The 26,704-nt window shown below is 59.5% G+C and carries 21 protein-coding genes; 10 read left to right on the top strand and 11 right to left on the bottom strand.

Features of this window, described 5'->3' with window-relative positions:
• Nucleotides 1–221: 221 nt before the first annotated feature.
• From ACIX9_RS02515 to ACIX9_RS02495, 5 genes are all read left to right on the top strand, one after another.
• Complete coding sequence (locus tag ACIX9_RS02515) at nucleotides 222–2,342, top strand: FUSC family protein (protein WP_198152140.1); 2,121 nt, start codon at nucleotides 222–224, stop codon at nucleotides 2,340–2,342.
• Nucleotides 2,343–2,441: 99 nt separating this feature from the next.
• Nucleotides 2,442–3,419 carry a tetratricopeptide repeat protein gene (locus ACIX9_RS02510; RefSeq protein WP_269744687.1) on the top strand — a complete coding sequence of 326 codons (978 nt, stop codon included), beginning with the start codon at nucleotides 2,442–2,444 and terminating at the stop codon, nucleotides 3,417–3,419.
• Nucleotides 3,420–3,434: 15 nt separating this feature from the next.
• Nucleotides 3,435–4,490, top strand: a complete 1,056-nt coding sequence (locus ACIX9_RS02505) for a hypothetical protein (protein ID WP_013578901.1) — start codon at nucleotides 3,435–3,437, stop codon at nucleotides 4,488–4,490.
• 39 nt (nucleotides 4,491–4,529) lie between these two features.
• The gene (locus ACIX9_RS02500) at nucleotides 4,530–5,693 is read left to right on the top strand and encodes an acyl-CoA dehydrogenase (protein ID WP_013578900.1); all 1,164 of its coding nucleotides are present in this window, start codon (nucleotides 4,530–4,532) and stop codon (nucleotides 5,691–5,693) included.
• Nucleotides 5,694–5,769: 76 nt separating this feature from the next.
• Entirely contained in the window at nucleotides 5,770–7,023 is a 1,254-nt protein-coding gene (locus ACIX9_RS02495; RefSeq protein ID WP_013578899.1) for an MFS transporter, read from the top strand.
• Between the two features lie 65 nt (nucleotides 7,024–7,088).
• Here ACIX9_RS02495 and ACIX9_RS02490 read toward each other — a convergent pair whose 3' ends face one another.
• Together ACIX9_RS02490 and ACIX9_RS23415 are read right to left on the bottom strand one after the other, a co-directional pair.
• Nucleotides 7,089–7,769, bottom strand: coding sequence for an outer membrane beta-barrel protein (locus ACIX9_RS02490; protein WP_013578898.1), 681 nt, complete (start codon nucleotides 7,767–7,769; stop codon nucleotides 7,089–7,091).
• A gap of 375 nt (nucleotides 7,770–8,144) precedes the next feature.
• Nucleotides 8,145–8,609: a DUF3592 domain-containing protein gene (locus ACIX9_RS23415; RefSeq protein ID WP_157477229.1), complete on the bottom strand. Its 465-nt coding sequence runs from the start codon at nucleotides 8,607–8,609 to the stop codon at nucleotides 8,145–8,147.
• 257 nt (nucleotides 8,610–8,866) lie between these two features.
• Here ACIX9_RS23415 and ACIX9_RS02475 point away from each other — a divergent pair, with 257 nt between their 5' ends.
• The 4 genes from ACIX9_RS02475 (at nucleotide 8,867) to ACIX9_RS02460 (ending at nucleotide 18,128) form a co-directional block, all read left to right on the top strand.
• Entirely contained in the window at nucleotides 8,867–10,573 is a 1,707-nt protein-coding gene (locus tag ACIX9_RS02475) for a multicopper oxidase family protein (protein ID WP_013578895.1), read from the top strand.
• 274 nt (nucleotides 10,574–10,847) lie between these two features.
• Nucleotides 10,848–12,755 carry an alkaline phosphatase family protein gene (locus ACIX9_RS02470; protein WP_013578894.1) on the top strand — a complete coding sequence of 636 codons (1,908 nt, stop codon included), beginning with the start codon at nucleotides 10,848–10,850 and terminating at the stop codon, nucleotides 12,753–12,755.
• A gap of 103 nt (nucleotides 12,756–12,858) precedes the next feature.
• Nucleotides 12,859–13,917 (top strand): YncE family protein, encoded by a 1,059-nt coding sequence (locus ACIX9_RS02465; RefSeq protein WP_013578893.1) that lies wholly within the window; start codon nucleotides 12,859–12,861, stop codon nucleotides 13,915–13,917.
• A gap of 410 nt (nucleotides 13,918–14,327) precedes the next feature.
• Nucleotides 14,328–18,128 carry an FG-GAP-like repeat-containing protein gene (locus ACIX9_RS02460; RefSeq protein WP_041596899.1) on the top strand — a complete coding sequence of 1,267 codons (3,801 nt, stop codon included), beginning with the start codon at nucleotides 14,328–14,330 and terminating at the stop codon, nucleotides 18,126–18,128.
• 218 nt (nucleotides 18,129–18,346) lie between these two features.
• Here ACIX9_RS02460 and ACIX9_RS25555 read toward each other — a convergent pair whose 3' ends face one another.
• Both ACIX9_RS25555 and ACIX9_RS27610 read right to left on the bottom strand, forming a co-directional pair.
• The gene (locus ACIX9_RS25555; RefSeq protein WP_157477227.1) at nucleotides 18,347–18,565 is read right to left on the bottom strand and encodes a hypothetical protein; all 219 of its coding nucleotides are present in this window, start codon (nucleotides 18,563–18,565) and stop codon (nucleotides 18,347–18,349) included.
• A 378-nt stretch (nucleotides 18,566–18,943) separates the two neighbouring features.
• A complete protein-coding gene (locus ACIX9_RS27610; protein WP_083808367.1) occupies nucleotides 18,944–19,090 on the bottom strand; it encodes a DUF3761 domain-containing protein in 147 nt (48 codons plus the stop codon).
• Between the two features lie 138 nt (nucleotides 19,091–19,228).
• Between ACIX9_RS27610 and ACIX9_RS02450 the strand changes: the two genes are divergently transcribed.
• A complete protein-coding gene (locus ACIX9_RS02450) occupies nucleotides 19,229–19,978 on the top strand; it encodes an EAL domain-containing protein (RefSeq protein WP_232298774.1) in 750 nt (249 codons plus the stop codon).
• A gap of 1,044 nt (nucleotides 19,979–21,022) precedes the next feature.
• Here ACIX9_RS02450 and ACIX9_RS02440 read toward each other — a convergent pair.
• The 7 genes from ACIX9_RS02440 to ACIX9_RS02410 all read right to left on the bottom strand — a co-directional run bounded on the left by ACIX9_RS02440 (nucleotide 21,023) and on the right by ACIX9_RS02410 (nucleotide 26,689).
• Nucleotides 21,023–21,325, bottom strand: a complete 303-nt coding sequence (locus ACIX9_RS02440; protein WP_013578889.1) for a hypothetical protein — start codon at nucleotides 21,323–21,325, stop codon at nucleotides 21,023–21,025.
• A 116-nt stretch (nucleotides 21,326–21,441) separates the two neighbouring features.
• Nucleotides 21,442–22,182, bottom strand: coding sequence for an SDR family NAD(P)-dependent oxidoreductase (locus ACIX9_RS02435; RefSeq protein ID WP_013578888.1), 741 nt, complete (start codon nucleotides 22,180–22,182; stop codon nucleotides 21,442–21,444).
• Nucleotides 22,172–22,591: a MaoC/PaaZ C-terminal domain-containing protein gene (locus ACIX9_RS02430; RefSeq protein ID WP_013578887.1), complete on the bottom strand. Its 420-nt coding sequence runs from the start codon at nucleotides 22,589–22,591 to the stop codon at nucleotides 22,172–22,174. Before ACIX9_RS02430 ends, ACIX9_RS02435 begins: the two co-directional genes overlap by 11 nt.
• Nucleotides 22,588–22,836: an acyl carrier protein gene (locus tag ACIX9_RS02425; RefSeq protein ID WP_013578886.1), complete on the bottom strand. Its 249-nt coding sequence runs from the start codon at nucleotides 22,834–22,836 to the stop codon at nucleotides 22,588–22,590. The genes ACIX9_RS02430 and ACIX9_RS02425 overlap by 4 nt, the downstream gene beginning before the upstream one ends.
• Nucleotides 22,833–24,632, bottom strand: coding sequence for an HAD-IIIC family phosphatase (locus ACIX9_RS02420; protein ID WP_013578885.1), 1,800 nt, complete (start codon nucleotides 24,630–24,632; stop codon nucleotides 22,833–22,835). The genes ACIX9_RS02425 and ACIX9_RS02420 overlap by 4 nt, the downstream gene beginning before the upstream one ends.
• A 29-nt stretch (nucleotides 24,633–24,661) precedes the next feature.
• The gene (locus ACIX9_RS02415; RefSeq protein ID WP_013578884.1) at nucleotides 24,662–26,218 is read right to left on the bottom strand and encodes an MBOAT family O-acyltransferase; all 1,557 of its coding nucleotides are present in this window, start codon (nucleotides 26,216–26,218) and stop codon (nucleotides 24,662–24,664) included.
• Between the two features lie 3 nt (nucleotides 26,219–26,221).
• The gene (locus tag ACIX9_RS02410; RefSeq protein WP_013578883.1) at nucleotides 26,222–26,689 is read right to left on the bottom strand and encodes a hypothetical protein; all 468 of its coding nucleotides are present in this window, start codon (nucleotides 26,687–26,689) and stop codon (nucleotides 26,222–26,224) included.
• Nucleotides 26,690–26,704 lie beyond the last annotated feature (15 nt).

Genomic DNA, 26,704 nt, shown 5'->3' with positions numbered 1-26,704 from the left:
AATGTAGCGACTCTCAACCGCAGATGAGCATCAACGCGTGGAATGAGCGATGAGTTAACTGTTGATGAAGTTTTGTTCAGAGTGCAGCTGGAAGAGTTGATTCAGAGAGGTCGCCCGTTTCAAACCTATCAATTGATCTTCGGATTGCGACCCATGCCGACTGCTTTCGGCTAGGCTGGTAGCTGGAGCGTGCCATGGGGTGGAGGAGTCTGGCTGCGAGGATGAGGCTTTTGCGGCCGAGTTCTGCTCCGGTTTCGCTGCGGTCGCTGCAGTGGTCGCGGGGGCTGCGCGGCGGGCTGGCGGTGGGGGTGAGTATCGTGGGCTCGCACCTGCTGGGGCGGGCCGAGGGCTGGGTCGCGCTGGGGTCGTTTTACGTGGTGCTGGCGGATAATGGCGGGCCTTACCGGTCAAGGTTGAAGACGATTGCGACGTTGCTGGTGGGCGGACTATGTTCACTGGTGCTGGGTGCGTTGGCGAGCGGCAATGTGGCGAGCATGGTGGCCATGACGCTGGCGGTGTGCTTTGCGTATACGTTTGCGCGGGCGCTGTCCCAGTACGTGGCGAGCACGAGTGTGCTGATCCTGGTGATCTACTTTGCGATGCTGAGCCCGAATCACCAGAGCGCTCATGCGCTGGGGAACGCGGCTCTGTTGTTCTGTTGCGGATGGCTTTGGGGCGCGAGTTTGAGTCTGTTCTTCTGGCCGCTGGACCCGTTTCGACCTGCGAGGCAGGCGGTGGCGCAGTGCTATCGGACGCTGAGCGGGCTGGCTGGGATGGTGGCGGAGGATGCTCGGGCTGAGGCGGCCGTGGGTCTGCGGACTCCGATGGTGCTGCAGCATCGGCGGCTACGGCTGGAGATTGAGGCGGCGCGACGGGCGCTGGAGCAAACGAAGGCACGGTCCGCGGTGCGGACGATCCGGGCGAGGAATTTGAGCGTGCTGCTGGAGTTGGCGGATATCTTCTTTGCCTCGACGATTCGGGCGGGGGAGCTGCTCGAACTGGCGTCCGGGGCGGAGTGTGAGCGGATTCGGGAGTGGACGCGGGGGATGGGTGCGGCTTATGCGGGAGTGGCTGAGGCGCTGGTGAAGCGGCCGCAAGGGGATGAACTTGGGCGGATGGTTCCGGAGAGCGAGGCTGACGTGGCGAGGGCCGCGGGCTCGCCTATCTTTGAACACCTGGCGGCGGAGCGGAGAGATGGCCGGGAGACGCTGTTGCTGGCTGTCGATGCAGTGGACGCGATCTGGAGCGGGGTGGAACGGATTGGCTCTGAGACGGCGGTATCTGAGCTGCAGCAGATGACGGAGGCGGGCAGAGGCTGGGCGGACGCGGTGCGGTCCAACTGGAGCTTCCGCAGCGTGATGATGAAGCATGCGTTGCGCGTGGCGCTGGTGGGTGCGGCCGATGCGGTGATCATGCGGGTGGTGCATGTGAATCATGGTTTCTGGCTGGCGATGACGTCGTTGATTGTGCTGCAGCCGAATGTGGCGCACACGATGCAGAGGAGTCTGCAACGGGTGCGGGGGACGCTGGCCGGTGGGCTGCTGGCGGCGCTGCTGGCGCTCTCGCTGCAGTGGCCTCCGCTGTTGATTGCGGTGATCGTTCTGTTTGCGGTGCTGACGTGTGCGTTCTATGCGGTGGACTATGGGTGGTACTGCTTCTTTCTGACGCCGACGTTTGTGCTGATGAGCCTGCCGCGGGTGCATGACTGGCACTTTGCGGCGGTTCGGGTGGGGCTGACGCTGCTGGGGGTGGCGATCTCGCTGGGTGCGATGCGGGTGCTGTGGCCGGAGACGGAACGGATGGACCTGGGGCGGTTCTTTGCGAACTGCTGTGCAGCGGAGGCGGCGTATGCCCGGGCGATCCTGGCTTTGTGGCCGCTGCGTGGGACGGCAGGCGAGCGTGGGGCGAGGCAGTTTGTGGCTAGCCGCCGGAGGGCTTGCGGGCTTGCTTCAAACGATGCGGAGGAGTGCGTGGAACGAATCCTGCTGGAGCCTGTGGCGTTGAGCCGGCGTGGGGTTTCAGAGGAGATGGAAGAGCGGCGTGAGGAGCGGTGGCAGCATGAGCTGACCTTCGTGACCTATACGCGGCGGCTGACGCAGAGCCTGTTGAGCTTTGCGCGGCTGGCGCATGGGGAGGCGGATACGGCGGTTCGGTTGGAGGCGCTGGCGGTGCGGCTTGAAGGGCTGGGGCAGCGGCTTGCTTCAGGCGATGGGGGTGGGCTGGCAGCGCGTGCGAGCGGGCCGGTAATGGAGTCGGAGGATCTGCCGCATGTGCAGATTCGGCGGCTGGAACGGCAGGTTGGGGTGCTGGAAGGTGCAGTATCTGCGGCTCATCTTCTTTGAAGCGAATTTGAACCATATTTGGTACACGATATCCACCTGTTTTTACGGAAGGTTGGCTTGTGGGTCTTGATTGGTTAACGGTCGCAACGCATACTCCAAGTGAGAGCGTGCCGACGAGCGGACCGAGAGCCCATTGTGACCCGATATACCCGTCAAGACGTGCTTCGAATTCTTCACCTGAAGACCCGCCAGCTCACCGCATGGGAGCGCGCCGGGCTCATTGCCAGCCATCCTGAAAATGAACGGGCTTACTCGTTCGAGCACCTGTCGCAACTGCGTGCGCTGCGCGAGATGCGGACAGGCGGGGCTCGGCGTGTCTCCGCGAAGAGCATGCTGGCTTCCATGGAGGCGATGCAGAAGGTTGTGGGGATGCGGAATGTGCTGACGGAGACGAGTGCCGTGCGGCATGGCTCGCGGCTGGCGTTCCGGCATGGCGGGGCTCTGGTGGACCCGATGACGCAACAACTGGCGTTCGATTTTGAAGGGATGCAGGGGCAGTTGAAGGTTGTGAACGCGGCGCCGGTGGCGGGGTCTGCGGCGTACCGGGCCAAGGCGAGCGCGGAGGTGCAGGAGATGTTCCTGCGCGGGGTACAGCTTGAAGAGAATGCGGCGACGGTGAACGAGGCGATGCGGGTATATGAATCGCTGCTGGAACTGAAGCCGGATCATGCGCCGGCGTGCATCAACCTGGGGACGATCTTCTACAACCGCAAGGACTTTGACGGGGCGGAGCGGATGTACCGGCGGGCGACCGAGGCAGACTCGCAGTATGCGCTGGCGTTCTTCGACCTGGGGAACGTGTTGGACGAGATGTTGCGGCTGGATGAGGCGATCGAGGCGTACGGACGGGCGATCGAGCTGGTGCCCAGCTATGCGGACGCGCACTACAACCTGGCGCTGGCGTATGAGCGGTCGGGCGAGAAGCGGAGGGCGCTGCGGCACTGGATGGCTTATGTTCGGCTGGACCCGGTGGGGCCGTGGGGGACTCATGCCAAGGGTCAGGCAAGGAAGATTCTGTCGATGGAACGGTTGAGCATCGTGAGCCGGGGCGGGCGCAAGGTTGCGGCTGCTGGCTGACGCATCTAACGTTGCATGATTTGGACTCGGGTGGTTCTGGGGTTGGTTTTGGGGGCGGGTTTGCTGCATGGGCAGCAAACGGCGCATGTGGTTTCGGCTGAGCCGGATACAGACAAAGATGGGTTGAGCGATGAGCTGGAGCAGAGGCTGCTGACGCAGTTTGCGCCTAGCTTTATGGTGGGGAAAGACGACTGCTCGAATGTGCCGGCGGAGTTTGTGCCGGAGATGAAGGTGCCGACCGTGAAGACGGAGGACGGGACCATCTATGGGCAGGCGTTTCCGGTGAAAAGCTCGAGCAAGGATGCGCCGGAGGTGGAGATTCACTTCTATCATCTGTGGCGGATCGACTGTGGGCGGCACGGGCATCCGTTGGATACGGAGCATGTGTCGGCGCTGGTGCGGGCCTCCGGGCCGGATGTGCTGACGGCGAAGTGGACTGCGGTGTACTGGTACGCAGCGGCGCATGAGCAGACGGTGTGCGATGTGAGCCAGATCGCTCGGGCGTCTACGCTTCATGCGGAGGAGCATGGGGCGAACGTGTGGATCTCGCCGGGCAAGCATGCGTCTTACCTGAACGAGACGCTTTGCCAGCGGGGATGCGGCGCGGACAAGTGCGAGCAGATGACGGCGCTGCCGGCGGCACGAATCGTGAACCTTGGCGAGCCGGGGCGGCCGATGAATGGGTCAGTCTTTGTGGCTTCGAATCAGTGGCCGCTGCTGGGGAAGATGGAGGCGACGAACTTCCCTGCGGAGCCGTTGGGTCGGCTGGAGAAGCTGCCTGAGACGGATATCGCCTGGTACAGCGCGGGGCGGCATCCGGCGCAGCAGATCATCTCCATCAGCGGGCGTACGGAGTTGAAGCTGGCGAATAGCGCGGATAACACTGGTTCGGCCATCTCTACGGCGGGTGATGCTACGGGTGGGGCGCTTTCTACGGCGCAGGATTCGACCGGGAACGCGCTGGGGAAGAGCTATCGCAAGACGACTCATGCGCTGGGGACCTCTGCTCGGCATGTGGGGCAGGCGCTGCATGTAACTCCTAAGGACGATCCCGCCAAGCAGCCGGAGTGAGGCTTCGGATGCTAAGCTCGGTTGGATTCGGAGGTTGGGATGCGAGCTGATCGGGCGCGGGCGTTGACGCAGTTGAGCGATGAAGAGCGGATGCTGCAGGAGTCGGTGCGGGACTTTGCAGGGGAGCGGATTGCGCCGCTGGTACGGCAGATGGATGAGGCGCAGACGATGGACGCGGGCCTGATCCGCGAGCTGTTTGGGCTGGGGCTGATGGGGATCGAGGTGCCGGAGGAGCTGGGCGGCGCGGGTGGCAGCTTCTTCGATGCCTGCCTGGCGATCGAGGCGATCTCCGAGGTGGACCCGGCGGTGGGTGTGATGGTCGATGTGCAGAACACGCTGTGCATCAATGCGCTGAACAAGTGGGGTTCGGACGAGCAAAAGAAGCGGTACCTGCCGCGGATGGCGAAGGACACGATCGGCTCCTACTGCCTGAGCGAGGCGGCCTCGGGGTCGGATGCGTTTGCGTTGCAGACCCGTGCGACGCAGAGGGGCAGCGACTACGTGCTGAACGGGCAGAAGCTTTGGATCACGAACGCGAAGGAGGCAGGTCTGTACCTGGTGTTTGCGACGCTCGATCCGGCGCTGGGGTACAAGGGGATTACGGGGTTCGTGGTGGAGAAGGGGACGCCGGGGTTTTCGGTCGGCAAGAAGGAAGACAAGCTGGGGATTCGGGCTTCGAGTACCTGCGAGCTGGTGTTTCAGGACTGCGTGGTGGGCGCGGACCAAGTGCTCGGGGAGCCGGGCAAGGGGTACAAGATTGCCATTGAGACGCTGAACGAAGGGCGCATCGGGATTGGCGCGCAGATGCTGGGGCTGGCCTCCGGGGCGTGGGGCCATGCGGCGAAGTGGGCCAAGGAACGCAAGCAGTTCGGCAAGGCGCTGGTGGAGTTTCAGGCGATGCAGTTTCAGCTTGCCGAGATGGCGACCGAGATCGAGATGGCAAAGTTGATGGTCTACAACGCGGCGCGGCTGAAGGACAACGGCAGCGAGTTCCTGAAAGAGGCGGCGATGTGCAAGTACGTGGCCTCCCAGGTGGCGGAGAAGACGGCAAGCCTGGCCGTGGAGGTCTTCGGCGGATCGGGCTTCGTGAAGGAGTTTCCGGTGGAGAAGTTGTACCGGGACGCCAAGATCGGGAAGATCTACGAGGGCACGTCGTTCATGCAACTGGCGACAATTGCTAAATTGACGCTGGGTAAGTCATAGACAAGTCTGGGCGATTGCTGGGATTGGGCTGGGAAGAGGGCGGCGCGTACCTTACACTGTGGTCAGGCCACATTGGATGACGAACGTACCAAATTCGAACCTTGAAGCAAGCGGCGCAAAGACACGGGCTCCCCTTCCCTTCCTCGGACTGGCGTGCGCGGTAGGCGTTTCGTCGATTTATTACAACCAGCCGCTGTTGCTGGAGATGGCCAGAACCTTCAACACCACGCCGGCGCACATTGGATTAGTCGCCATGGCGACGCAGATTGGTTACGCGGTGGGGCTGCTTTTCTTCGTTCCGCTGGGTGACGTGGTCGAGCGCCGCGCGCTGATGATGCGGATGTACGCCGGGGTAGCGATCGCGCTGGTGCTGGTGGCGCTTGCCCCCACGCTTCCGCTGCTGGTGGTGGCGAGCGCTCTGACCGGCATCATGGCCTCCGTGACCCATATCGTGCTGCCGCTGGCGCCGGACCTGGTCTCCGATGCAGAGCGTGGTAAGGCCATTGGCATCGTCATGACGGGGCTGCTGCTGGGGATTCTGCTGGCGCGCACGTTCTCCGGCTGGGTCAGCAAGATTCATGGCTGGCAACTTGTCTTCCTGGTGGCGGCCGCGATCAACCTGATGTTCGTGCCGCTGCTCTGGAAGAAGATGCCGAAGCTGCCGCCCAAGCAATCGCTGAAGTACAGCGAGGCGATGCTCTCCCTGTGGAACCTGTTCAAGACGCAGCCTCTGTTGCGGGAGAGCAGCCTCATCGGCGCACTGGCGTTTGCATCGTTCAGTTGCTTCTGGACGACGCTGGTCTTCCTGCTGGAGAGCCACTACAAGATGGGCGCGGGCGTCGCGGGGACCTTCGGCGTGGTGGGTGCGGCTGGCGCGCTGATCGCGCCGGTGGCGGGACGTCTGTCCGATAAGCACGGGCCACGCTGGGTGCTGACAGTCGGGATTATTACGCTGGCATCTTCCTACGTGATCATCGGCGGCGGAGAGTTGGCGCATCTGCCGCTATGGGTTCACCTGGCGATCCTGGTGGTGGGCGTGGTGGTGCTAGATACGGGCGCGCAGATGACGCAGGTGGCGAACCAGACACGGATCTTCGGGCTGGTGCCTTCAGCTCGGAGCAGGCTGAATACGGTTTATATGACGGTGTATTTTGGCGGCGCGGCGCTGGGTTCGTGGCTCTCATCCCGGGTGTGGGACCGGTGGCACTGGAACGGCGTCTGCCTGACTGCACTGGGCTTTATGGCATTGGCCGGGCTGCGCCATGCGACCGGCGTGAAAGATGAGGCACGGCATCCAAAGACAGCGGATGACGCGGTGCTACAACACTAGAACCTTTGTGCGGTCCTGCCCAGGCGGGCTTCGGTCTTCAGCCCGTCTGGGTTCAGTGTGCGGCGTTAGAAGTGGAAGGCTACGCCGGCGCTGACGATCTGGGGCGACAGGTTGCGGGGGTTGAACTCCGGCCAGATCTGGTAGCTGTAATCGACCACTCTGATCCGCAGGTTACGAGTCGCGTTGATTTCAACACCGCCGCCGAACTGCTCGACTGCACTCGTATCCTTGTTGTTCAGGCGAGGCGCGGGTGTGGCGCTGAAGCGGGCGACACCGGCCTGAGCCTTTGCGTAGATCGTAAGGGGCTTATACCGCATCTGGAAGCGGGGTCCGGCCACGACATAAGCTTCCCGTACTCCGGCGCGGCTGTCGACGGTATCGGCTGCATCGACCTGGATGCCGAAGTGCCGGGCCATCAGCGATGCATAGACACCGGCGTCGATGTTGCCTGTCGTCCCGTAGTCCGCAGTGTTATAAGCGCCGAAGACTCCAGCCTGAAACTCAAGCAAACGGCTGGCTGTGGGTGGAACGGGAACCGAGTGTCCCTGGGGGTAGATGTACTCGACGGGAACCATGATGGTGCGCTCCGGTCCACCATCGGCGGGCTTGTAGGTGAGAGGCATGCAACCGGACGACTCAGGCAGGCTGGACGAAACGTTCGCAGCGCATGGGTTGGGTGGGGTGCTGGTTTGGGCACAAGCGATGGAAGCTGAAGCAAAGAGAAGTGCGGTGGTTATGAGACGCATTGTTACTCCTGAAAAAGGGCCTATTACGCATACCTGCTCTACTGGCGGGCGAGTTATCAGGTCAGATGCAGGAAAAAGGCCCAGGAGTAATTCGAGAGACGAAAAAGTTCCTGAAATATTATTCTGCCCTAAGGATGCTGTTTATACTTCTCCGTCTGAAAACAGAGTTCAGCCTCGACCGTAATCAATCCATGGCTTCGATTACGGTCAAGGTAGGCCTACGGGGAAGGCTGACCAAGGCAAAGCATCTGGGAATTCCAAACGAATGATCAGGCGGTTCTACGCTTGGGGACGGGCCCCGATGAGGAATGGAAGCTCCCTTAAACGCAACAAAAGCTGGCCAACGATGCGAGAGAGATCAGACCGCTCATTGACCTATCCGGTTGCTAGCTTTAAACCGGAGCGCCGCGAGCGTATCAGGGCAAAGAGGGTTAATCCCGCATAAACCAGACCGAAGAAGGCCAGAGCGCAATCATTGGTCCAGATCTCACCGAAGGAGTCGATCTTTGCAGTCTCGGGATGCTGCGCGTCGTACAGCACCTGCACCTTATCGCCGGTTGAAAAGGAAGCCGGGTTGTGGCCGGACTTCGAAACAATCGTGAACAGCCGGCCATTCTGGTCGGTAAAGGCGAACCTGGGAAGGTAGCTGACACCGTTATGGCCCCCGGCATCGCGTCTCATCACAGCGGTGACGGTGCCTTGGGTAGTCGCCGCCATGGACACAAAACGGATATCCCGATAAAAACCTCTTGCAGCAAAACCGAGCAGGACCAGCCCAAAGGTCAAAGCAACATAAAACACCGGCTGGCGAGCCACGGGCTTATTCGCGGTTTCAGTCATCGTGCAACCGAGCATATCAAACGTATGGGCTGAAGCAGAGTCGATTCAATCGTTCAGACTCTGAACTGAGCGATAACGGGAGCTTGAAGTGAGGCGGAGATTGCAGCGCCAAAGGCCTAGGCCTTGCGGCATTGAAATTCATGAACCCGTGACAATCGGCGCATACCTTCATAGGGAACCTACAAGGATGAAGTAAGCGATGCCCGTCAAGCTGATTACCGTGTCCGTCGACATCGATATGAGTGTTCTCTCCTCCCATGCTCAGTAGACGTCATCTTCTTCGGCATGGCCTACACACCGCGGCGGCCGCCACGTTCGCGCGCGGCGCAAGCCTTCTGGGCCAGACCGTAATGGCATCACCGCCGCAGGTACGCAGCGGTGTAAAACTGCAACGCTATGCGGATGCACTTCCCATCCCGTCGGTCCTTCATGCTCCATCCGATGAAACTCAGGCGCTTGAGATCGAGATCCGCCAGACCAAGCAGAAGGTGCATCGCGACCTACCCCCCACGACAGTGTGGGGCTATAACGGGAGCTGGCCCGGACCGACGATCGAGGCACATCGCGACCACCCGCTGAAGGTCAACTGGGTGAGCAAACTCCCAACGACTCATCTTCTGCCGATCGACCACTCCATCTGCGGCGCTGAGGCGTCCATGCCTGCCGTCCGCAACGTAACCCATCTACACGGCGCATGTACCCTGCCGGAGGACGACGGCTATCCAGAGGCATGGTCCACGGCCCACGGGGAACATGGCCCCACATACCGCCCCGGTCCGGCGACCTATCCCAACTGCCAGCCTTCCACCACGCTCTGGTATCACGATCACAGCCTCGGCATCACCCGGCTCAATGTCTACGCAGGCCTGTCCGGCTTCTACCTCATTCGTGACGAGGCGGAGAAGGCGCTGAATCTGCCGCAGGGTGAGTTTGAGATTCCGCTGATGCTCCAGGATCGCCTCTTTCATCGCGATGGGTCACTGTACTACCCGAAGGTTGTCAACGGCCCAAAGGAGCATCCTGTCTGGGTCCAGGAGCTCTATGGCGATATGAATTGCGTCAACGGCATGGTCATGCCGTTCCTTGAGGTGGAGCCGCGAAAGTATCGGTTCCGCATCGTCAACGCAGCCAACTCCCGCTTCTATCATTTGCGGCTCTTCAACTCGGACAGCACAGGAAAGGTGCTGAATCAGTCTTATGAAGTGCCTTCCTTTCAGCAGATCGGTACGGATGGAGGGCTGCTGCCTGCGCCTGTTGAGCTTCATTATCTTCTGATCGGCCCCGCGGAGCGGTTCGATATCGTCGTCGACTTTTCCGGCTGTGAAGGCAAGTCCTTCTCACTCCTCAACGACGCGCCCGCACCTTACACCATGGGCGGCCAGTATCTTGCAGAGGACGTCATGCTGTTCAAGGTGGCGAAGCCCCTGAGCGGCAAAGATACCAGCACTGTACCTGACGTGTTGGTGCCGTTCGAGTATCTGAAGCCTTCGTTCGATACACGCGAGCGTATGCTGCTGGTCTCTGAGAAGGAGCGGCCTTCAGACGGCTACGTCATCACCGGCCTGCTGGGCAACGCGCAATGGCACGACCCCATTACAGAAGATCCCAAGGCCGGCAGCACAGAGATCTGGTCCTTCGTCAACACCACCAGCGACGTTCACCCGCTGCACATTCACCTGGTTCAGTTTCAGGTGTTGAACCGCCAGTCGTTCGACGTAAAGACGTATCAACAGACGGGAAAGATCATCTTCACCGGCAAGCCCATGGCACCGGAGAGTAACGAGCGTCCCGCACGCAAGGACACCATCAAGTCCTACCCTGGCTACATCACTCGCGTCATCCAGCGATTCGATCTTCCACATGGGATGTACACGCCTGGGCAGGAACTGATCTATGTGTGGCATTGCCACATTCTCGAGCATGAAGACAACGAGATGATGCGCCCGTACAAGGTTGTTGTATAAGTCGTATCCCGACATAAAACTAATCAGGCTAGCCGTCACTACGAATTTCATGGGTTGATTTTCGATGAATTTCTGCGCGACGAAGTACGAGTAAAAAGAGCGCCGCGATTATTCATCAATTCACGTTTGCATGACACATCCAGGTCACTGCTTCATCTACGTTAGTGCCACTGAGGGTGTATTACTTTTGGCACTCACTCCTCAGTACCTGGAGACCACCTTGAACCCGAAACGCATACACAGTGCCTCTAATGGCACGTTGAGGAGCAGCGCGATGATGTTGATCGCGCTGCAAGTGATGGCGGCGATGCCGCTTTCCGCGAATGCACAGTCAGCTGGCTCGACTGCACCCGCAACTACGACCCCAATCAAGCACGTCATTGTCATCATCGGTGAGAACCGCACCTTCGATCACGTCTTCGCCACCTACAAGCCGAAGGAAGGCGAGACGGTCAACAACCTGTTGTCGGAAGGCATCGTCAAGGCTAACGGCAAGCCCGGCCCCAACTACTCCCTGTCTGCCCAGTTCTCCGCTCTCGACAACACCACCTCTGGCACCGGCTCTTACTCCAACAGCCCCCAGTCCAAGAGCATCTACGGCACGCTTCCTCCCGCGCTTGCCGGCGGCCCCATCAAGCCCACCGTTGCCGGCCCTGCTCCCTTTACGACGTTGAAGGTTGCCAGGCTTGCGGACACCGGTCTGGCCTCTGGTTATGAGCCCTACCTCCTCACGGGCGCCACCGGCATCACCGGCGGTAAGCTCGATACCCGCATTACCGGCGCAGCCACCCTGAAGGAAGGCGTCTATCAGCTCAGCGGAAGCAACATGCCGTATGACGCTTATACCGCCAGCCCGGTTCACCGCTTCTTCCAGATGTGGCAGCAGACGGACTGCAACGCCGACTACGCAACGAAAGAAAACGCCAGCGGCTGCTTGAACGATCTCTTCCCATGGGTTGAAACCTCGGTCGGTACAGGCAGCAACGGCGCGGCCCAGACCAAGGGCTTCACCAACACCTCCACCGGTGAAGGCTCCGCCGCCATGGGCTTCTACAACATGGCGCAGGGCGATGCACCTTACTTCAGGGAACTCGCGGACAAGTACACCATCAGCGATAACTTCCACCAGTCCGTGATGGGCGGAACCGGTGCCAACCACATCATGTTCGGCTTTGCAGACGCGATCTGGTACAGCAACGGCGCGGGTCAGGCGCTCGTGCCTCCCAGCAACCAGATTGAGAACCCCGATCCCCAGCCCACCACCAACAACTACTACGACCAGGACGGTTACGGTGGTGGAAGCTACGTCGACTGCCAGGATATCGGCCAGCCCGGCGTGCCTGCGGTGACCAACTATCTCCAGTCCCTCAAGCGCCCCGTTTCGCCCAACTGCGACAAGGGTCACTACTACCTGGTCAATAACTACAACCCCGGTTACAACGGCGACGGTACGCTTGCCTCGGCCTACTCCCCGTTCACCATTCCTCCGACCAGTGTGAAGAGCATCGGCGATTCCCTGATCGCGAAGAATGTTCCCTTCAAGTACTTCGGCGAGAACTGGGATCTGTACGTCACCGACCCCACCGAGTCGAACAGTTTCGATGAGTACTGCAACATCTGCAATCCCTTCCAGTACGAGACCTCCATCATGGGCACGCAGGCCACCCGCGAGCAGTACATCGCGGATACCACGCAGCTCTATGAGGACATCGATACCGGCAACCTGCCGCCAGTGTCCATCGTGAAGCCCAGCGGCTTCAACGACGGTCACCCGGCGTCCTCCAAGCTGGACCTGTATGAAGGCTTCGTCAAGAAGATCGTCAACCAGGTCAAGGCCAACCCCACCCTCTGGGCTGACACGGCCATCTTCGTCACCTTCGACGAGGGCGGCGGTTACTATGACTCGGGTTACATCCAGCCGGTTGACTTCTTCGGCGATGGCACTCGCATCCCGCTCATCATCGTCTCGAAGTACACGGAGGGCGGTCACGTCTCGCACGAGTACGGCGATCACGTCTCGCTCATCAAGTTCATCGAGAAGAACTGGGGTCTTTCGCCCATCACGACGCGCAGCCGTGACAACCTGCCGAACCCGACGCAGAAGGCGAACAATCCTTACGTTCCCACCAACAGCCCGGCCATCGGCGACCTCGTAGATAACTTCTCCTTCTCTACGAAGTAACCGCGCTCCTGCAGCACTCACGCTTCGACGGTCGGCATCATGCTGGCCGTCGAAGTTATTTCAAATACATGCTACAGACGAACCTCTGACACCGGGAACCTCTATGCCCACGATGATGAAACTTGCTTCGCTCTCTCTTCTTCTCAGCAGCACGATCGCATCCAACGCACACACGCCCAAGCCCGTTCCGTCCGTCCCCTTCCATGTGGAAGCGGAGTGGAACGTTGGCGGCGCAGGCGGTTGGGGCTTCCTGTCGCTGGACCCTGCAAACCATCAGCTTTATATCCCGCGCACCAATCGCGTGATGGTCGTCGACACCCAGACCGGCAAGCAGACCGGCGAGATCGCAGGCATGAAGAACGTGCGCGGAATCGCGATCGACGATACCGGACGCTATGGCTACATCAGCGATCCAACCGACGGCACCGCAGGCTTTCTGCGCGTCTTCGACCGCAAAGACCTCAAGCTCATCGCTTCTGTTTCAACCGGCCTGGTTCCGGATACCGTCGTCTTTGAGCCTGCGACCAAACTCGTCTTCGTCTTCAACTCACGCGGCCACAGCGCCACCATCGTGGACAGCAAAACTAATGAGATCGTTGCGACGCTCCCGCTCGCCGGACGCCCCAGCACAGCCGTCGGCGATGGCGCAGGAAACATCTTCGTCACACTACCTGCAATGGGTGAAGTCGTTCGCATCGGCGCAGCGTCCAGAGAGGTCACCGCGTCCTGGCAGCTCGCTCCATGCACCGGTCCCAATACCCTCGCAGTCGACCCCAAGGGTCACCGCCTCTTCACCACCTGTGAGAGCCATAAGATCATCGCCATCAACACAGGTTCAGGAGCAATGACGCCTGTAGGAGACGCACCGGCAGGTTCAGGGGACATGGGCTTCGACGAGCAGCAGAGCACGCTCTTCCTTGCCGACGCAACCGGCATGCTGACCTCCTTTCATCGCGACGGAACTGGCCATTACGCCTCCGCACAGCAGTTAAAGACACAGCCTGGAGCACGCACCATGATCGTCAACCAGGAAGAGGGCAAGGTCTACCTCGTCACCTCAAAGTTCGGGCAGAACACCGGGAACGTCTCAGAGGAGCTACAGTATCGTCCCACGCCGGTACCCGGCACCTTCTCAATCCTGGTCGTAGGAAGACGCCCCTGATCTTCGCCACTATGGGGTAGGGTCTCTTAGCTTCGTCGATAACGATGAGTGTGAGCTCCTTCCCGGAGTCGTCTTTGGTCCACCTCTCATCCTTGCCCTTCAGATGCCGGGAGACAGGTCCGTTCTCGGAACCTTCGGCAACTTCTGCCATGCGAAGCGAAGGGTGCGGGCTGCTACGTCGATACGCTGACCTATGCCTAAATCCGAGGCTTATCATTCCGCACTGTGACGCGAAAGCTCAGCGCACTAAACCATTCATCACACGACCTTCGAAATGAAGAGGATTGCAAATATTGCAGAGGATGAGGGACCAGCAGTCTTTATACTGATGCAAACACCCTGGGACCCTCATGCATTCCTATAAAAGAGTTCTTCTGCAAGCCTTTATCTTTTTGACTGCCTGTCTCTGCTTGCCTGCCTTTGCTGAAAGCTTCACCAATCCCGTGCGGATCGTCACTCCAATCGATCCAGACGCCGTCATCTCCGGCGATCTGAACGGCGATGGCCGCCGCGATCTCATCTGGTTCAAGGTCGTCAACGGTGCCACGACCGGGCATGTTCTTCTGGCTGGCCCCAACAACAGCTTCCAGCCCGGACAGGACTTTTCCTTCCCTGCGAACATCAACGTCAGCCGCGCTCCCATGTGCGTCACAGCGGATGTCACCCGCGACGCCAGGCTTGATCTCATCTGCGCCAACTACGACCCAAACACCCACATCGGCAGCGTCTTCGTCTTCCCCGGAAACGGTGATGGAACCCTCGGCGCCGCTTCAGTAAACAAGCTTTCGAATCAGATCTCAGACGCCGTCATCCTCGCCTCCGTCGGCGATCTCAATGGGGATGGCGTCTCTGACTTCCTCCTCGAGCAGCCCTACAACAGCTTCGTCCTCGTCCTCCTCAGCGATGGCAAAGGCGGCTTCCTCCCCAGCAAAACCGTGGTGGGCAACGTTGCATTCAGCGTGCCGGTCATCGCGGATATCAACGGCGACGGTATCCCGGACATCCTTTGGCGAGACGGCCTCGCCGTCTCACTCGGAAAAGGCGACGGCTCCTTCGGTCCGCTCATCACCTCCTACACCTACACCTCACCCCCGGGCGGCGGCACCTGTGCCTTCCATGACATGGATCAGGACGGCAAACTTGATGCCGTATGCGGCTATCCGACCTCCGGCAACGGCGGCACCACCCTGGACATCCTCCACGGCAACGGCGACGGCACCTTCAATACAACACCCATCTTCCACCTGCCCTTCGGCAGCACGTCCGTCAGTGGCTCTGGCGCGGGCACCTTTCTCTATCCGGAACTGGTCGCGGACGTCAACGGAGACGGCATCCCGGACATCCTCGCGTACTCGGGCGATGGTCTCGCCGTGTTCCTCGGAGCCCCGGGCCTATCCTTCGGACCGCCGCGCGAATACGCCATCGCCGCCGTCGGGTTCGCCTTCCTGGTCGATCAGGCGGCACAGCAGCAGTTCGTCGATCTCAACGGCGACGGGCTCATGGATCTCCTCAGTTGCGGGCCAAACGGCCTCTATCTTACCTACGGTCACGCCGATGGAACCTTTGGCACCGCACCCGCGCCCGAGGTCGGCGTCATCACCGGCCCCACCGCCATGGCGGATTTCAACCGGGATGGCAAGCAGAATCTCGTCGCCACCGGCAGCCCCCAGCTCACACTCAACCTCGGAAACGGCGATGGCACCTTCGCCCCGCCCATCTCCCTGCAAAGCTCGCCGGTCACCTCCTCCTCGCAGATCTATGCCGCGGACTTCAACGGCGACGGCAAGCCGGATCTCCTCGCAAACGACTCCACCTACGCTCCATACCTCCTCTTCGGACACGGCGATGGTACCTTCGCTACACCGCAAGCCGCCACCGGCATCGCCGCACCCCTGAATACCTCAAACGGAAGCGTCGGTGTGGTCGGAGATATAGACGGAGACGGCAAAGCCGACCTCCTTCTACCCTCCATCAGCTCACTGTCATCCACTTACAGCCTCGTGGCCGCTCTCTCCCTCGGCAACGGCACATTCCGCAGCGTCTCGACCACCTACACTGCGCCCGTCATGCCCAATGGCGTGTCCTACTACACGCCGGGCACCCCTATCCTTGCGGACCTCGCCAACCGGGGAAAGCTCGATGCCGCATACATCCTCAGCACAGGTCTGTACGTGGTTCAGGGACATGGCAACGGCAGCTTTGACACCACGCCGTCCATCCTGCCCATCCCCGCTCACCTCGGCGTAGCCGCCAATGGTTACAGCGCCGTGCAATCCGCGGACTTCGACGGGGACGGCAAACCGGATCTCGCCCTCGTGACCGAGTATCAGTTGCCCTACTCCTTTAGCTACCAGGGCGTGCCCTCCTGTGTCTGGATCTATTACGGCAAGGGAGACGGCACCTTTATCGCGCCGGTCCAGGCAGGCTGCTTCGCGCATAGCTACACCTCATTCAAGGCAGCGGACCTCAACGGAGATGGCCTCCCGGACCTTGTCCTTCAAACTGCAAGCTCGCTCAACACCTTTGCGGTAGGCATTGTCCACTCGGCAGCCGGACGCACCTTCGGCCCGGAGATCTGCTACACGGCCGGAGCGCTCTCCGGAGATCTCTTCATCAAAGACCTCAACGGCGACGGACGACCAGATCTCATCTTCGGCAACGTCGCCTCGGACGCCGCCTCCTCCGTCACCATCCTGCTCAATCAACTGGATTCCGGGCCTGTCGCCTCGGCCACAACCCTGATCTCCTCGCAGAACCCTTCGTCGCCCGGCACCACTGTCGTCTTCACCGCCACCGTCAAGGCCGGCGACGCCAGTGTGCCGGCAGGCTCCATGACCTTCACGGACAACAGCGTCGCGCTGGGGACCGTTCCACTCATACCCGGCACTGCCAGCGCGACCACGTCGGTCTCGGAAGCTCCGTCCACCGGAACCCACACCATCGTCGCCACCTACGTCCCTTCAGGGCCACTTCAGGCAAGCTCTGCCTCGCTCATCCAGATCGTCTCCGCCCCCTCGACCCCGTCCGCAACCCAGTTGACCCTGCAGCCCGTGCGAACGCCCGCGCCTGCCCTGTTCGGCAGCTACAGCTTCCGCAGTAGCCTGACCAGCAGCCAGTCAAGCGGATCAGCCTCGGTCGCAAACCAGCCAGTCACCATCACCGTCCAGGGTTTCCCTCCAGCCACCCTCACCACCGATAACTCCGGCAGCATCGTCTACGTCACGCCGTTCACCCTATCGGCGGCAACTTACACGGTCACCGCTCATTTCGCCGGAAGCACAAGCCTCACTCAGTCCGATGCCTCCACGCTCCAGCAGATTGTGCCGGATCAGACCTCCTTAATCCTCAGCGCGCCCGCCACCTCGCCCCAGGGTGGCGCGGCAACCATTACCTCCACAGTCACAAATCTGGACGGCAGCGCATCGATCGCAGCGGCAAATCCTTCCAACGGCACCATCACCATCCTGGACGGTGGTATCGCGATCGCAACACTTACCCCAGGCCCAACGGCCTCGCTGTCGGCTGGCGTATCCTTCACCACCTCGCAACTCGCCAGCGGTCTCCACACCCTGACTGCGGTCTTCACCTCCAAATCCGGCGACATCACCTCCGCCTCGGCCGGTCCGGTAAGCCTTTTGATCACAGATCCACTCTTCGATCTGAAGGTGAGCTCACCCACCCTTTCCATCCAGGCCGAGCACCACGGCAACATCACTGCAACCATCTCCTCCATCTCCGGCTTCAACGGTCTTGTAAACCTGACATGCTCCACCCCTGCCGGCCTTCTGCTCACCTGCGAGGTCGGCGGAGACAAGCGCCCTTCCTCGGCAAGCATGCAGATCGCCTCAGGCGGCTCGGTCAGTCTGCCTGTCATCCTCGATACCGATGCTGTACTCGACTTCAAATCTGCACTCATCCCGGAGCCTTCCCGGCACAACTCCGCAACGGACGTTGTTTGGGCTTTGCTGCTCCCTGCATGTGGCTTTGGTCTCCTTCGCTGCAGACTCAAGGCGGGGCGCGTGAATCGCCTCACACTTTTTGTCCTCCTGATCGCAGCGACCCTTGGCTTGGGAGTTGGGCTCACCGGCTGCAGCGCCAAGTACCCGCAACACGCACTGGTAGGCAGCTATGACATCGTGCTGACCGCAACCAGCAGTAGCAGTGTAGGCGCACCTGTCGTCCGCCACATCACCCTTCAAGTCACACCTTGAGTTCAGACGTGTGCCCTCACGGTCAAAGCCGCAAGTTGGATCTCGGTCAGCTCCAACACAACAGACGACACGCCCCAGCGCACCAGGTTGCGCTCATGGTCCGACAGTGCCTCCGCCGACACATTGGATCATCGGAGGATCGCCAGGTCCTGTCGGACCATCTATTAGGACCGCGCCATCACAGACAAGCCGAAGTGTATCTGGCGAATTGAGTACGGCTACTCCAAGAGACAGGGGGGACAGCCTTGCTGATGCATTTTTTGGGCGATGGCGAGGAGCTCTTTCTTGAGCGTAGCCTGAATCTTCCCAGAGGTTCTTTCATATTCGGAAAAGAGGTTTTTATAGCTTTGGCAAAGAGCCGAGCAGTCGGAGTTGTACTCCGGTTCAGGTTCGTGGCCAAACTTCTTAAGGAATTCTGCGGGTTCGATATAAGCCAAAGGGTGCTCTTTTCTGCGTGGCCGGGCCCTGCCGCGCACGAGAAATAGGGAACGGCAACAACCTACCACAGCCCGGACGGTACGCCAACTTGTTTGTCCGGGGAGAAACAGGCAGCGGTTCGTGGTAAGCCTTTCAGGAATCCGGAGCACCATTCCCCCTTAATGTTTTATTTTTAGCGAAGTTTCTCCCAAACATGCCCGCCTTGCTGCTGCCTCACGCACACAAGTAGTTCGAGAAACGTTGCGCGCTCGCGGCTCCAGACCAAATCTCCTCATGTACGCAAACGCGCTCATAGACCTCGTAGTTTCGGACGGAGTAACTGCGCTGTGGCACTACAAGTGCTGACCCCAACCGTTCGGCGAGTTGTGAATAGTCAATCAAAGTATGACGCTGCGATGGGGCGAGCAAGTCCCTCGGGCGTTTTGGCGAAAGCTGTAGTTCCCATCCGAGCGCTTCGCAGACCCGAAGGGTGGCCGCACGGAGCGCAGACCGGGCCCGAGTTCTACACCCAACGTCGCTTGCATACAACTTCGGCGGCAATCTGTCGTGAAGGCGACAGTTTTCCCATGAATTTGGGCCTTACTCTTTTGTGGATGAGCGGCCCCGAGCTAATAGCCCCGAAGTGCTCCGCCTGCAAAGACGGAGTCAAGCAGCCTTTCCCGATGACGATGGCGTTCCAACCCATTGTCGATGTGCTGGAGTCACGCGTCTATGCCTACGAAGCCCTTGTCCGAGGCATAAAAAACGAACCAGCGGGCGTAGTCATGGCGCAGCTAACCGAAGAAAACAGATACGCCTTCGATCAAAGTTGCCGGGTGGCGGCCATTACTCTGGCAGCACGCCTCGGGCTGAAAGACACTGGAGCGAAGTTATCCATCAACTTCAAGCCCGGTGCCGTCTACAGCCCCTCGGCTTGTATCCGCCTCACCCTTGAGACCGCACGAGCGCTTGAATTCCCACTTGACCTGCTCATCTTTGAAATCACCGAAATGGAAGAAATCAAAGACCGAAACCACGTCTTGAAGATTGCCCAGGAATATCGTCGCCACGGATTTCAAATGGCTATCGATGACTTCGGCTCGGGCTATTCGGGTCTCAATCTTTTAGCGGACCTTACACCTGAAATCCTCAAACTGGATATGGACCTCACCCGCAATCTTCACGAGCGACCCACAGCCCTCGCTATCGTCCGTTCCACTGTCGAACTTTGCCGGGCACTCGGAGTCACTTGCATCGCCGAAGGAGTCGAGACCCTTGAGGAACTTCGGGCGCTTCGCTCTTGCGGCATCCGTTTGATGCAGGGCTACCTCCTAGCTCGACCGGCCTTTGAGGCCCTACCCACCGTTCAGTACCCGGATAGCTGTGACGTGTCGTCCGCCCGAGATGCGCCTAGTCAAACTCTTACCGCATAGTCGTCGAAGACCCCGACCCGCCAAACAGGCGTCCGCGCGTGGAAATACATCCGTCCGCGTTGCTCGCTTACTGTTGTAAGAGCCTCAGACAAAGAAAGCCTGCACATGGTGAAAGCGTCCATCTTTGTGCATCACCGCTCACACCGCCTACGAGCCGCGACTAAAGTCAGCCTCACCGACAGGACTAGCTCGCCTTCCGCCGGGAGTAGCGGAGTTCATTGGCTCTTTTTGAATCGGATGGGTTCATGACTGTGACGCTACCTGGAGTGGGCCTGGGAATCGGGTTCGCATAGCTCCGATATGCGTGTAGACCGTTTCGCAATCTCATAGGGCCGGTCGCTTGAGGCTCCGAGCGGCCTTTTGTCTTCAGATCTTTTTGGTCCATGATGATGCGGTGAACGACGTAAAGACAGACAGGAACAAGAAGGTATACGAAGTACTCCATAAGACCTCTTCAGCGCGAGATTGTGTTTGGCCGGTGTGGAGCCATGCTATCCCACATCTCGCAAGTGCCCTAGAACGTGACGCGGATACTGACTTGCTAGCTTGCGCTGATAGAGTCGTTTGCATGGCCGAAGATCAATATAGCGTTAGATTTGGCTACCGGAAGGCGCCGGTGGGATTCTACGTCGTGGCTTCTGTGGATCGTTGGGGTGAGACGCCCGTCTTCATCCGAGGCAAGCGATTTCTGAGACTCGACCAACTGATAAAAGATGTGCCGTCCGTTTACGCCTTAACCCGCCCCGGACGAATGGAGACTAGCCCTGTTCGAGTCTCGGACCTCGTTTTGTTGTCTTTAGGCTTTGATCCGTTGGCGTTCGTGGTGGTTTAAACCTGAGCCAGTACCCTGAACCTTGTTCAAGCAACAAGTTTCAAGCAACAAAACGTTAGCCGGCCTGTACGCGGAGTCCACAACGCCATGCTGACGGGAATTCCTCTGCCTGATGACAAATACGCCCCATCTCTCGGCGTGGTGACATGCTATGTATGCCCAGGACCAACGAAGTCGTTTCAGAGAAAGCAAAACCGTTCTTGGGTGCGGCTTCAAGCCGCATTGGGTTGACGTTCGGGTTGATTCTGGGAAGTGGCAAACTCGACTAACAGCCTGCTCGCGTGCCGGTCGTTGTCGGTTTCGATGATGAAGGCGAGCCCGGCGTCAAAACCTTGGATTCGGGCCACCCTGACCTTGATACTTATGTAGAACTCTCCCACCAACAGAGAAATTTCACCGTTTCGTAAAGAGGCGCTCACATTGACGCAGTGCCCCTCCAACACAGCTTCGTCACCTGCAAAGGTCAGGGCAAGGTTCAGGTCGAAACGGGCGGGACGAGGAGCCTGTTGGAACAATGTGTCTCCGAGCTAGACCCTGGCACAGCGACGGCAATTGACGGCTGCAACTTCGGGCCTTCGGAAGAGCTTGGGCTCTTCGTGTATTCGCTTGAATCAATGACTTGTAGCGAACCTCAGCAAATGGTCCCACCGGCAATGGGAATATCCACACCGGTCATGTAATTTGCGCCGGGAGACAGCAGGAGATGAAGTGCTCCCAGGAGATCATCGGGACGCGCATTCCGGCTCAGAGGGTTGGCAGCGGCAGCCATTTCGACTGCGACCGGAGCGATATCCTGCAGGAACTGCGTTTCGACCATGCTGGGCGAGATCGCGTTGATGCGAACCGGCGTCGCGGCATACTCTGCGGCGAGCGCCCGCATGAGGCCGAGTTGCGCGTACTTCACGATCGTGTACAGCGAGAGAAATTTGGGCGGCATGCCATGGACCACGCTCGAGAGCACGAAAACCACGCGTGCCTGGGGCATCTTGGCCATAAGCGGTAGAAAACGCTGCAGCAGCAGGACCGCAGACTGCACCTGGACAGCCAGGTCCGCCTGCAGCCGATCCCACTTCAGCTTGGTGAACCGCTCATAAACCAGGCGGAGGGCCGGCAGGTGAACGATCGCCGAAGGCGGTCCGTGAACCGCGAGGATGGTGTCCGCCATGGCGAGCACCGAGCTGGCTTGAGAGAAATCCGCAGTGAGTGAAACGACACGATCGCCGAACTCGGTCTGCAGGCCTTCGATCTTGGAGCCGCCTGAAAAGGAATGGGCAAGCACGATCGCGTCCGCGTCCTGCAGCAGGAGGCTGCGGATGAAAGCCTGCCCGATATCGGACGAGGCGCCGGTGACGAGAGTGATCTTATTCGCCATGAAATCCAATCCTCAGAGTCGCTTTTGAAACCAGCTTCCCATCTTTCTTGCGGATCGACGCCTTGGCTTCGAACCGGTGATAGGCCTCGGTCATGAAGGTCACTTCACCCTTCACCGTCAGCACCTCGCCGACAAAGCATGGCGCGTTGAAGTCCAGGTCGATGCCTTGAAGCAAGGCGTATTTGCCGGGCAGGTACACCCCCGCAAGCTGCGAATAGAGCGCGGAGGACATCAGTCCGAAGATCACCGGGGATGCAAATCCTGCCGCTGCGGCGTACTCGGCGTCGACATGCAGAGGATTGATGTCCCCTGAGAGTTCAGCGAAGTTCTTCGTCATTTGCTCGGTAAAAACAGCTTCGAAGCTGTGAGCCAGGCCGAGGTGGATGTCGGGCCATCGGTACAGGTTCATTTGGCGGCGAGCTTGGCTTGAAGAAGGGTGATCATGTCACCGACGTTCTTCAACTCCTGGAGTTCTCCCAGGGCAAATTTCACCTTGTATTTCTTCTCGATCATGGTGATCAGATTTACGTGGGCGAGAGAGTCCCAGTCGGGAACATTCTGGGCATTGGACTCGGGCGTAAGAACGAGATCGGGCAAGTCCAGGACATCCTGGAAAATCTCTTGAAGTCCGGCAAGAAGTTCCTCATTGCTCATTGAACTGGCTCCACAACTTTGATGTGAGTATTGCGCGAAACGTAAACGGCAATCTGGAGTGAGTATAGCGCAGCGCCTGCCTCATCCCGGCTCACCAGGTCGAAGCCAAGCGCGGCGTAATGACCCTCCACCATGGCGTTTTTCTTGCTTGGAATGTAATGCCCGTGAAGCTTTTCGATGCCTATCCCGCGAGCCTTTTCCACCAGCGCATCCAGCATGGCGACTTCCATATCGCGCTTGAGCACGCGGCAACTCATCAACCACAGGTCGATCTCGAGCACGTTGCCGGCGCGATGCCCAAGCACGATCGAAATCAGACCGTTATCGCCGAAGCGATCGCTCAGCCTGCCGTAGATTCCGATCGCGTCCGGATCGCTAAGAACGGCTTCGATTTCGGCGAGCGTGTAGCGACGCGTGGTCAGGTTGAACTGGTTGGTCTTGTTGGTCAACTGAGTGATGCGGTCCAGGTAGACCGAGCGGAACGCGCCGATCTCCGCGGACATTTCAAGTGAGTCGAGATATTCACCATAGTCCGAGAACTTTGTTTCGAACACCGCGCGCTGCGTATTTTCCTGGTACAGCGCGGCGCGTTCCACGTCCTCGCGCGAGAGCGAGATCTGCTCGAAGTAGCGTCCGGCCTCGATGATCGCGGCGTACTTCGACACCTCACTCCCAACATTGGGAACAGCAATGCCCTGCACCTGGGCCTCGACGATGGCGCGCTCGGCAGGATTGTCGTCAACGAAGACAAAACTATCGGTGCCCAGGTTCAGTTCTTTGGCAATGGCTGCGATGTTCTCATGCTTCGGGTCCCAGTTGGCCTTGAAGCAGGAGATGTGCTCCAGCTTCAGAATGGAGTCAGGGTGCTCGAAGCCTTGGCGCGCGATCTCGTCGGTGTTCTTGGAACACACCGCGAGCAGGATGCCGCGGTTGCGCAGCGAAAGACAATACTCCTGGAACGCGGTGTAGGCTTCGGCGATCGGCGTTTCCTTGCCGATCTGGATCTTGTCTACGCCATCGTCTCCGATGACTCCGCCCCACAGCGTGTTGTCGAGGTCCAGCACCAGTACCTTGCGCGTCTGGCCGTACGACGCCCGCACGATGGCTGCCAGCGAGACGGCCAGCGCACTGCTGCCCTCGGGCGAGGTGACGATCTTGTAGCTGAACCAGCGCTCCGGGTCGAACCATCGATCCAGACCAAGGCGCGCCGAAATGCAGCAGATGTCCTGCAGCAGCAGCTTCGGATTAGCGGCTGCGGCCTTGGCAAACTCCACGTTCAGAGCCGTGATGAAACGCACATGCCCACCGCTGACGACGGCGTCGAGATTGCCCAGAATGGCGTAGGGGGGGAACTCGAAATTGTTCTGGATGACGAGACAGCCAAGCTTTTCCTCGAGCGATTTCCATATCTCCCGGAAGCGCCCCAGCTCGGCCTGCACCTGCTCGTCGAACTCACGTTCCGAGCAGCCTACGGGAGCAAATCGCTCAATGTTGATCGCCGACGTATGGACGTACACGATGTCCGGTTTGAACTCGACCAGGGCATCGGTATCGTGGACCGCATCGACATAAAATCGGCCGTATTCAGACTGGTGAATAAAGGGGAGAAAACCGGCTTCGAGCAGCCATAACTCCAGCAGCTCGACCGTTTCATTGGTCGTGCTGCCGCCCAGCACAGCCAGGCGAAGGGGCCGTAAATTCTGGCGTGCACTGAGCCTGCGCTTCAGCGCTTTCCTCTTCATCAGGACGTCGTCCAGAGAGAGGCTTGCAAGATCGATTCCATCTGGTTGAGCCATACTTCAAGAATAACGCAGCAGGCACCAGCTCAGAATTGGAAGTAGAGGAACCGGGTGCTGGCATCCAGCAGCAGGATCGCGATGCAGAAGATCATGGCAAGCCCCAGACTCCAGGACGTTGTCGGTTTCCAGGACAACCGCGGAAGCAGGCTGGGCTTGCGTTTTTGATCAGGCCCCAGCTGGCCCAGAATCTCCTGCGTATTGGGCATTCCCCAAACGATGAAGAAGCATACCCCCAGCGCCAGGAGAGCCGAAGGAAGGCTTCGTAAGAACTTGGAGATGGAGGGAATTTCTGCGAGATAGGGAAAGCTGTTGAACGAAAGGTGGCGGCCATGCGCGCCCGCCATGGTACCCAGGATATAAAGCGCATCATGCACATTGGCCGAACGGAAGAAAACCAGGCTTATGACGAAACACACAAAGCTCAGCAGGATCATCAGCGGCGCCGGCACCCTGCGGTGAAAACGATGTCCTTCCGGGGTGAAAATGCGCCACGCATGATTGATCGTGAGATATGTTCCATGCAGAACGCCGAAGATCAGAAATTGCAGTCCGGCACCATGCCAGATACCGGCAAGGAACATGGTCGTCATCACCGGAAGGGCAACCATGCTGCTGAACCCTTCCAGCGTGGCGGTTGCCTTGCGCGTCACCTTCTTGCCGGCATCCATGCGCCGGCCGTTGATCGAGCGCGAAATCGGCGTGTACAGATATTCGTTCAGGTAGCGCGAAAGCGTCATGTGCCAGCGCTGCCAGAACTCGATAATTCCCTGTGCCTTATAAGGCGAATTGAAGTTCACCGGAAATTCAATCGAGAACATCCGGGCGATGCCGAGCGCCATATCGGAGTAACCCGAAAAGTCGAAATAAAGCTGCATCGCATAGGCCACGGAACCCAGCCAGCCAAGCGAAAACCCGGCGCTGGCCGGGTGCGCGAAAAGAATATCCGCAAGCGGAGAAATCCGGTCGGCGATCAGAACTTTTTTGGCCAGGCCCAGGATGAACCAGCTGAGGCCGAGCGAAAGATCCGCGGCCTTCAGTCCCCGCAGGCGGCCTTCAAGCTGCGGCATCATCTCGCGAGGATGTATGACCGGGCCAGCGATCAGGTGCGGGAAAAAAGTCACGAAAACCGAGTAGGACAGCAAGCCCTGGCGTTTGGCAATCATCTGCCGAAGGTCGATCAGGTACGCGATCTGGGTAAACGTAAAAAAGGAAATTCCCAGCGGCAGCATGACCTCTTGAAAGCCATGGCTCACGATGCCATGTGCGTGGAAGAAGTTCAGCAGCGGAAACAGGTACTTGTAATACATCAGCAATGCGAGGTTGGCGGCGATCGCGGCGACGAGCCACCGGCTCTGGCTGGCGTCCGGGCGGCCTTCCCCAAGCATTCTGGCAAACAGGAAGTTCATGACAATCGAGCCCAGCAGAAGCAACAGATACGCAGGATTCCAATACCCGTAAAAAAACAGCGACGTCATCGCCAGCCAGGAGAGCATCGCGGTGCGGCCGAAGCGGCTGAGAATCTGATATCCGATCAGGCTCGCCGGCAGGAAGAGGAAAATAAACGTTCCGGAGGAAAACAGCATTGCTCAGCGAACTCCTGGCGTAAGGGCGGACATGCGTTGCGAGATCTGGTTCGCGACCATGTTTGAAAGCAGCAGCGAGCCCGCCGCGTTGACGTGCAATCTTCCATCCTGGGTGAAGGAGTCAAGCGGCATGGACTGGATGCCGTTGTCCACAAGGGCCGACAGGTTCGTCTGGAAATAAGCGAACTTGGGGTCGCAGGTCGGCATGGGAGTGGAGTCGATCAGCACGGTCGTTCCATCGCGGCTGTACTTGTCGCGCAGACCGGAGATCCACGCCCGGTCCGGAGTACTGTCGGGCCGATTCATGCCCTCGCAGTTGGTGACGGTGGGTGCGTTGCTGGCGAGCTGGCCACCATGCTGCTCGCGCCAGTGGGCGCGGTCGGGCGAAAACGGCTTCGTAAGGAGGTGCATCGCGGCCAGCCGCAGCCCCGGCCCGGCCCAGCCGAAGAACTGCTCCGGATGCTTCATCATGGAAGCCGCGTAGGC

It is taken from the genome of Granulicella tundricola MP5ACTX9, from assembly GCF_000178975.2.
GTDB lineage: Bacteria > Acidobacteriota > Terriglobia > Terriglobales > Acidobacteriaceae > Edaphobacter > Edaphobacter tundricola.
Note: the sequence above shows the minus strand (reverse complement) of the source record. Positions and strands in the feature narration are given on the sequence as shown.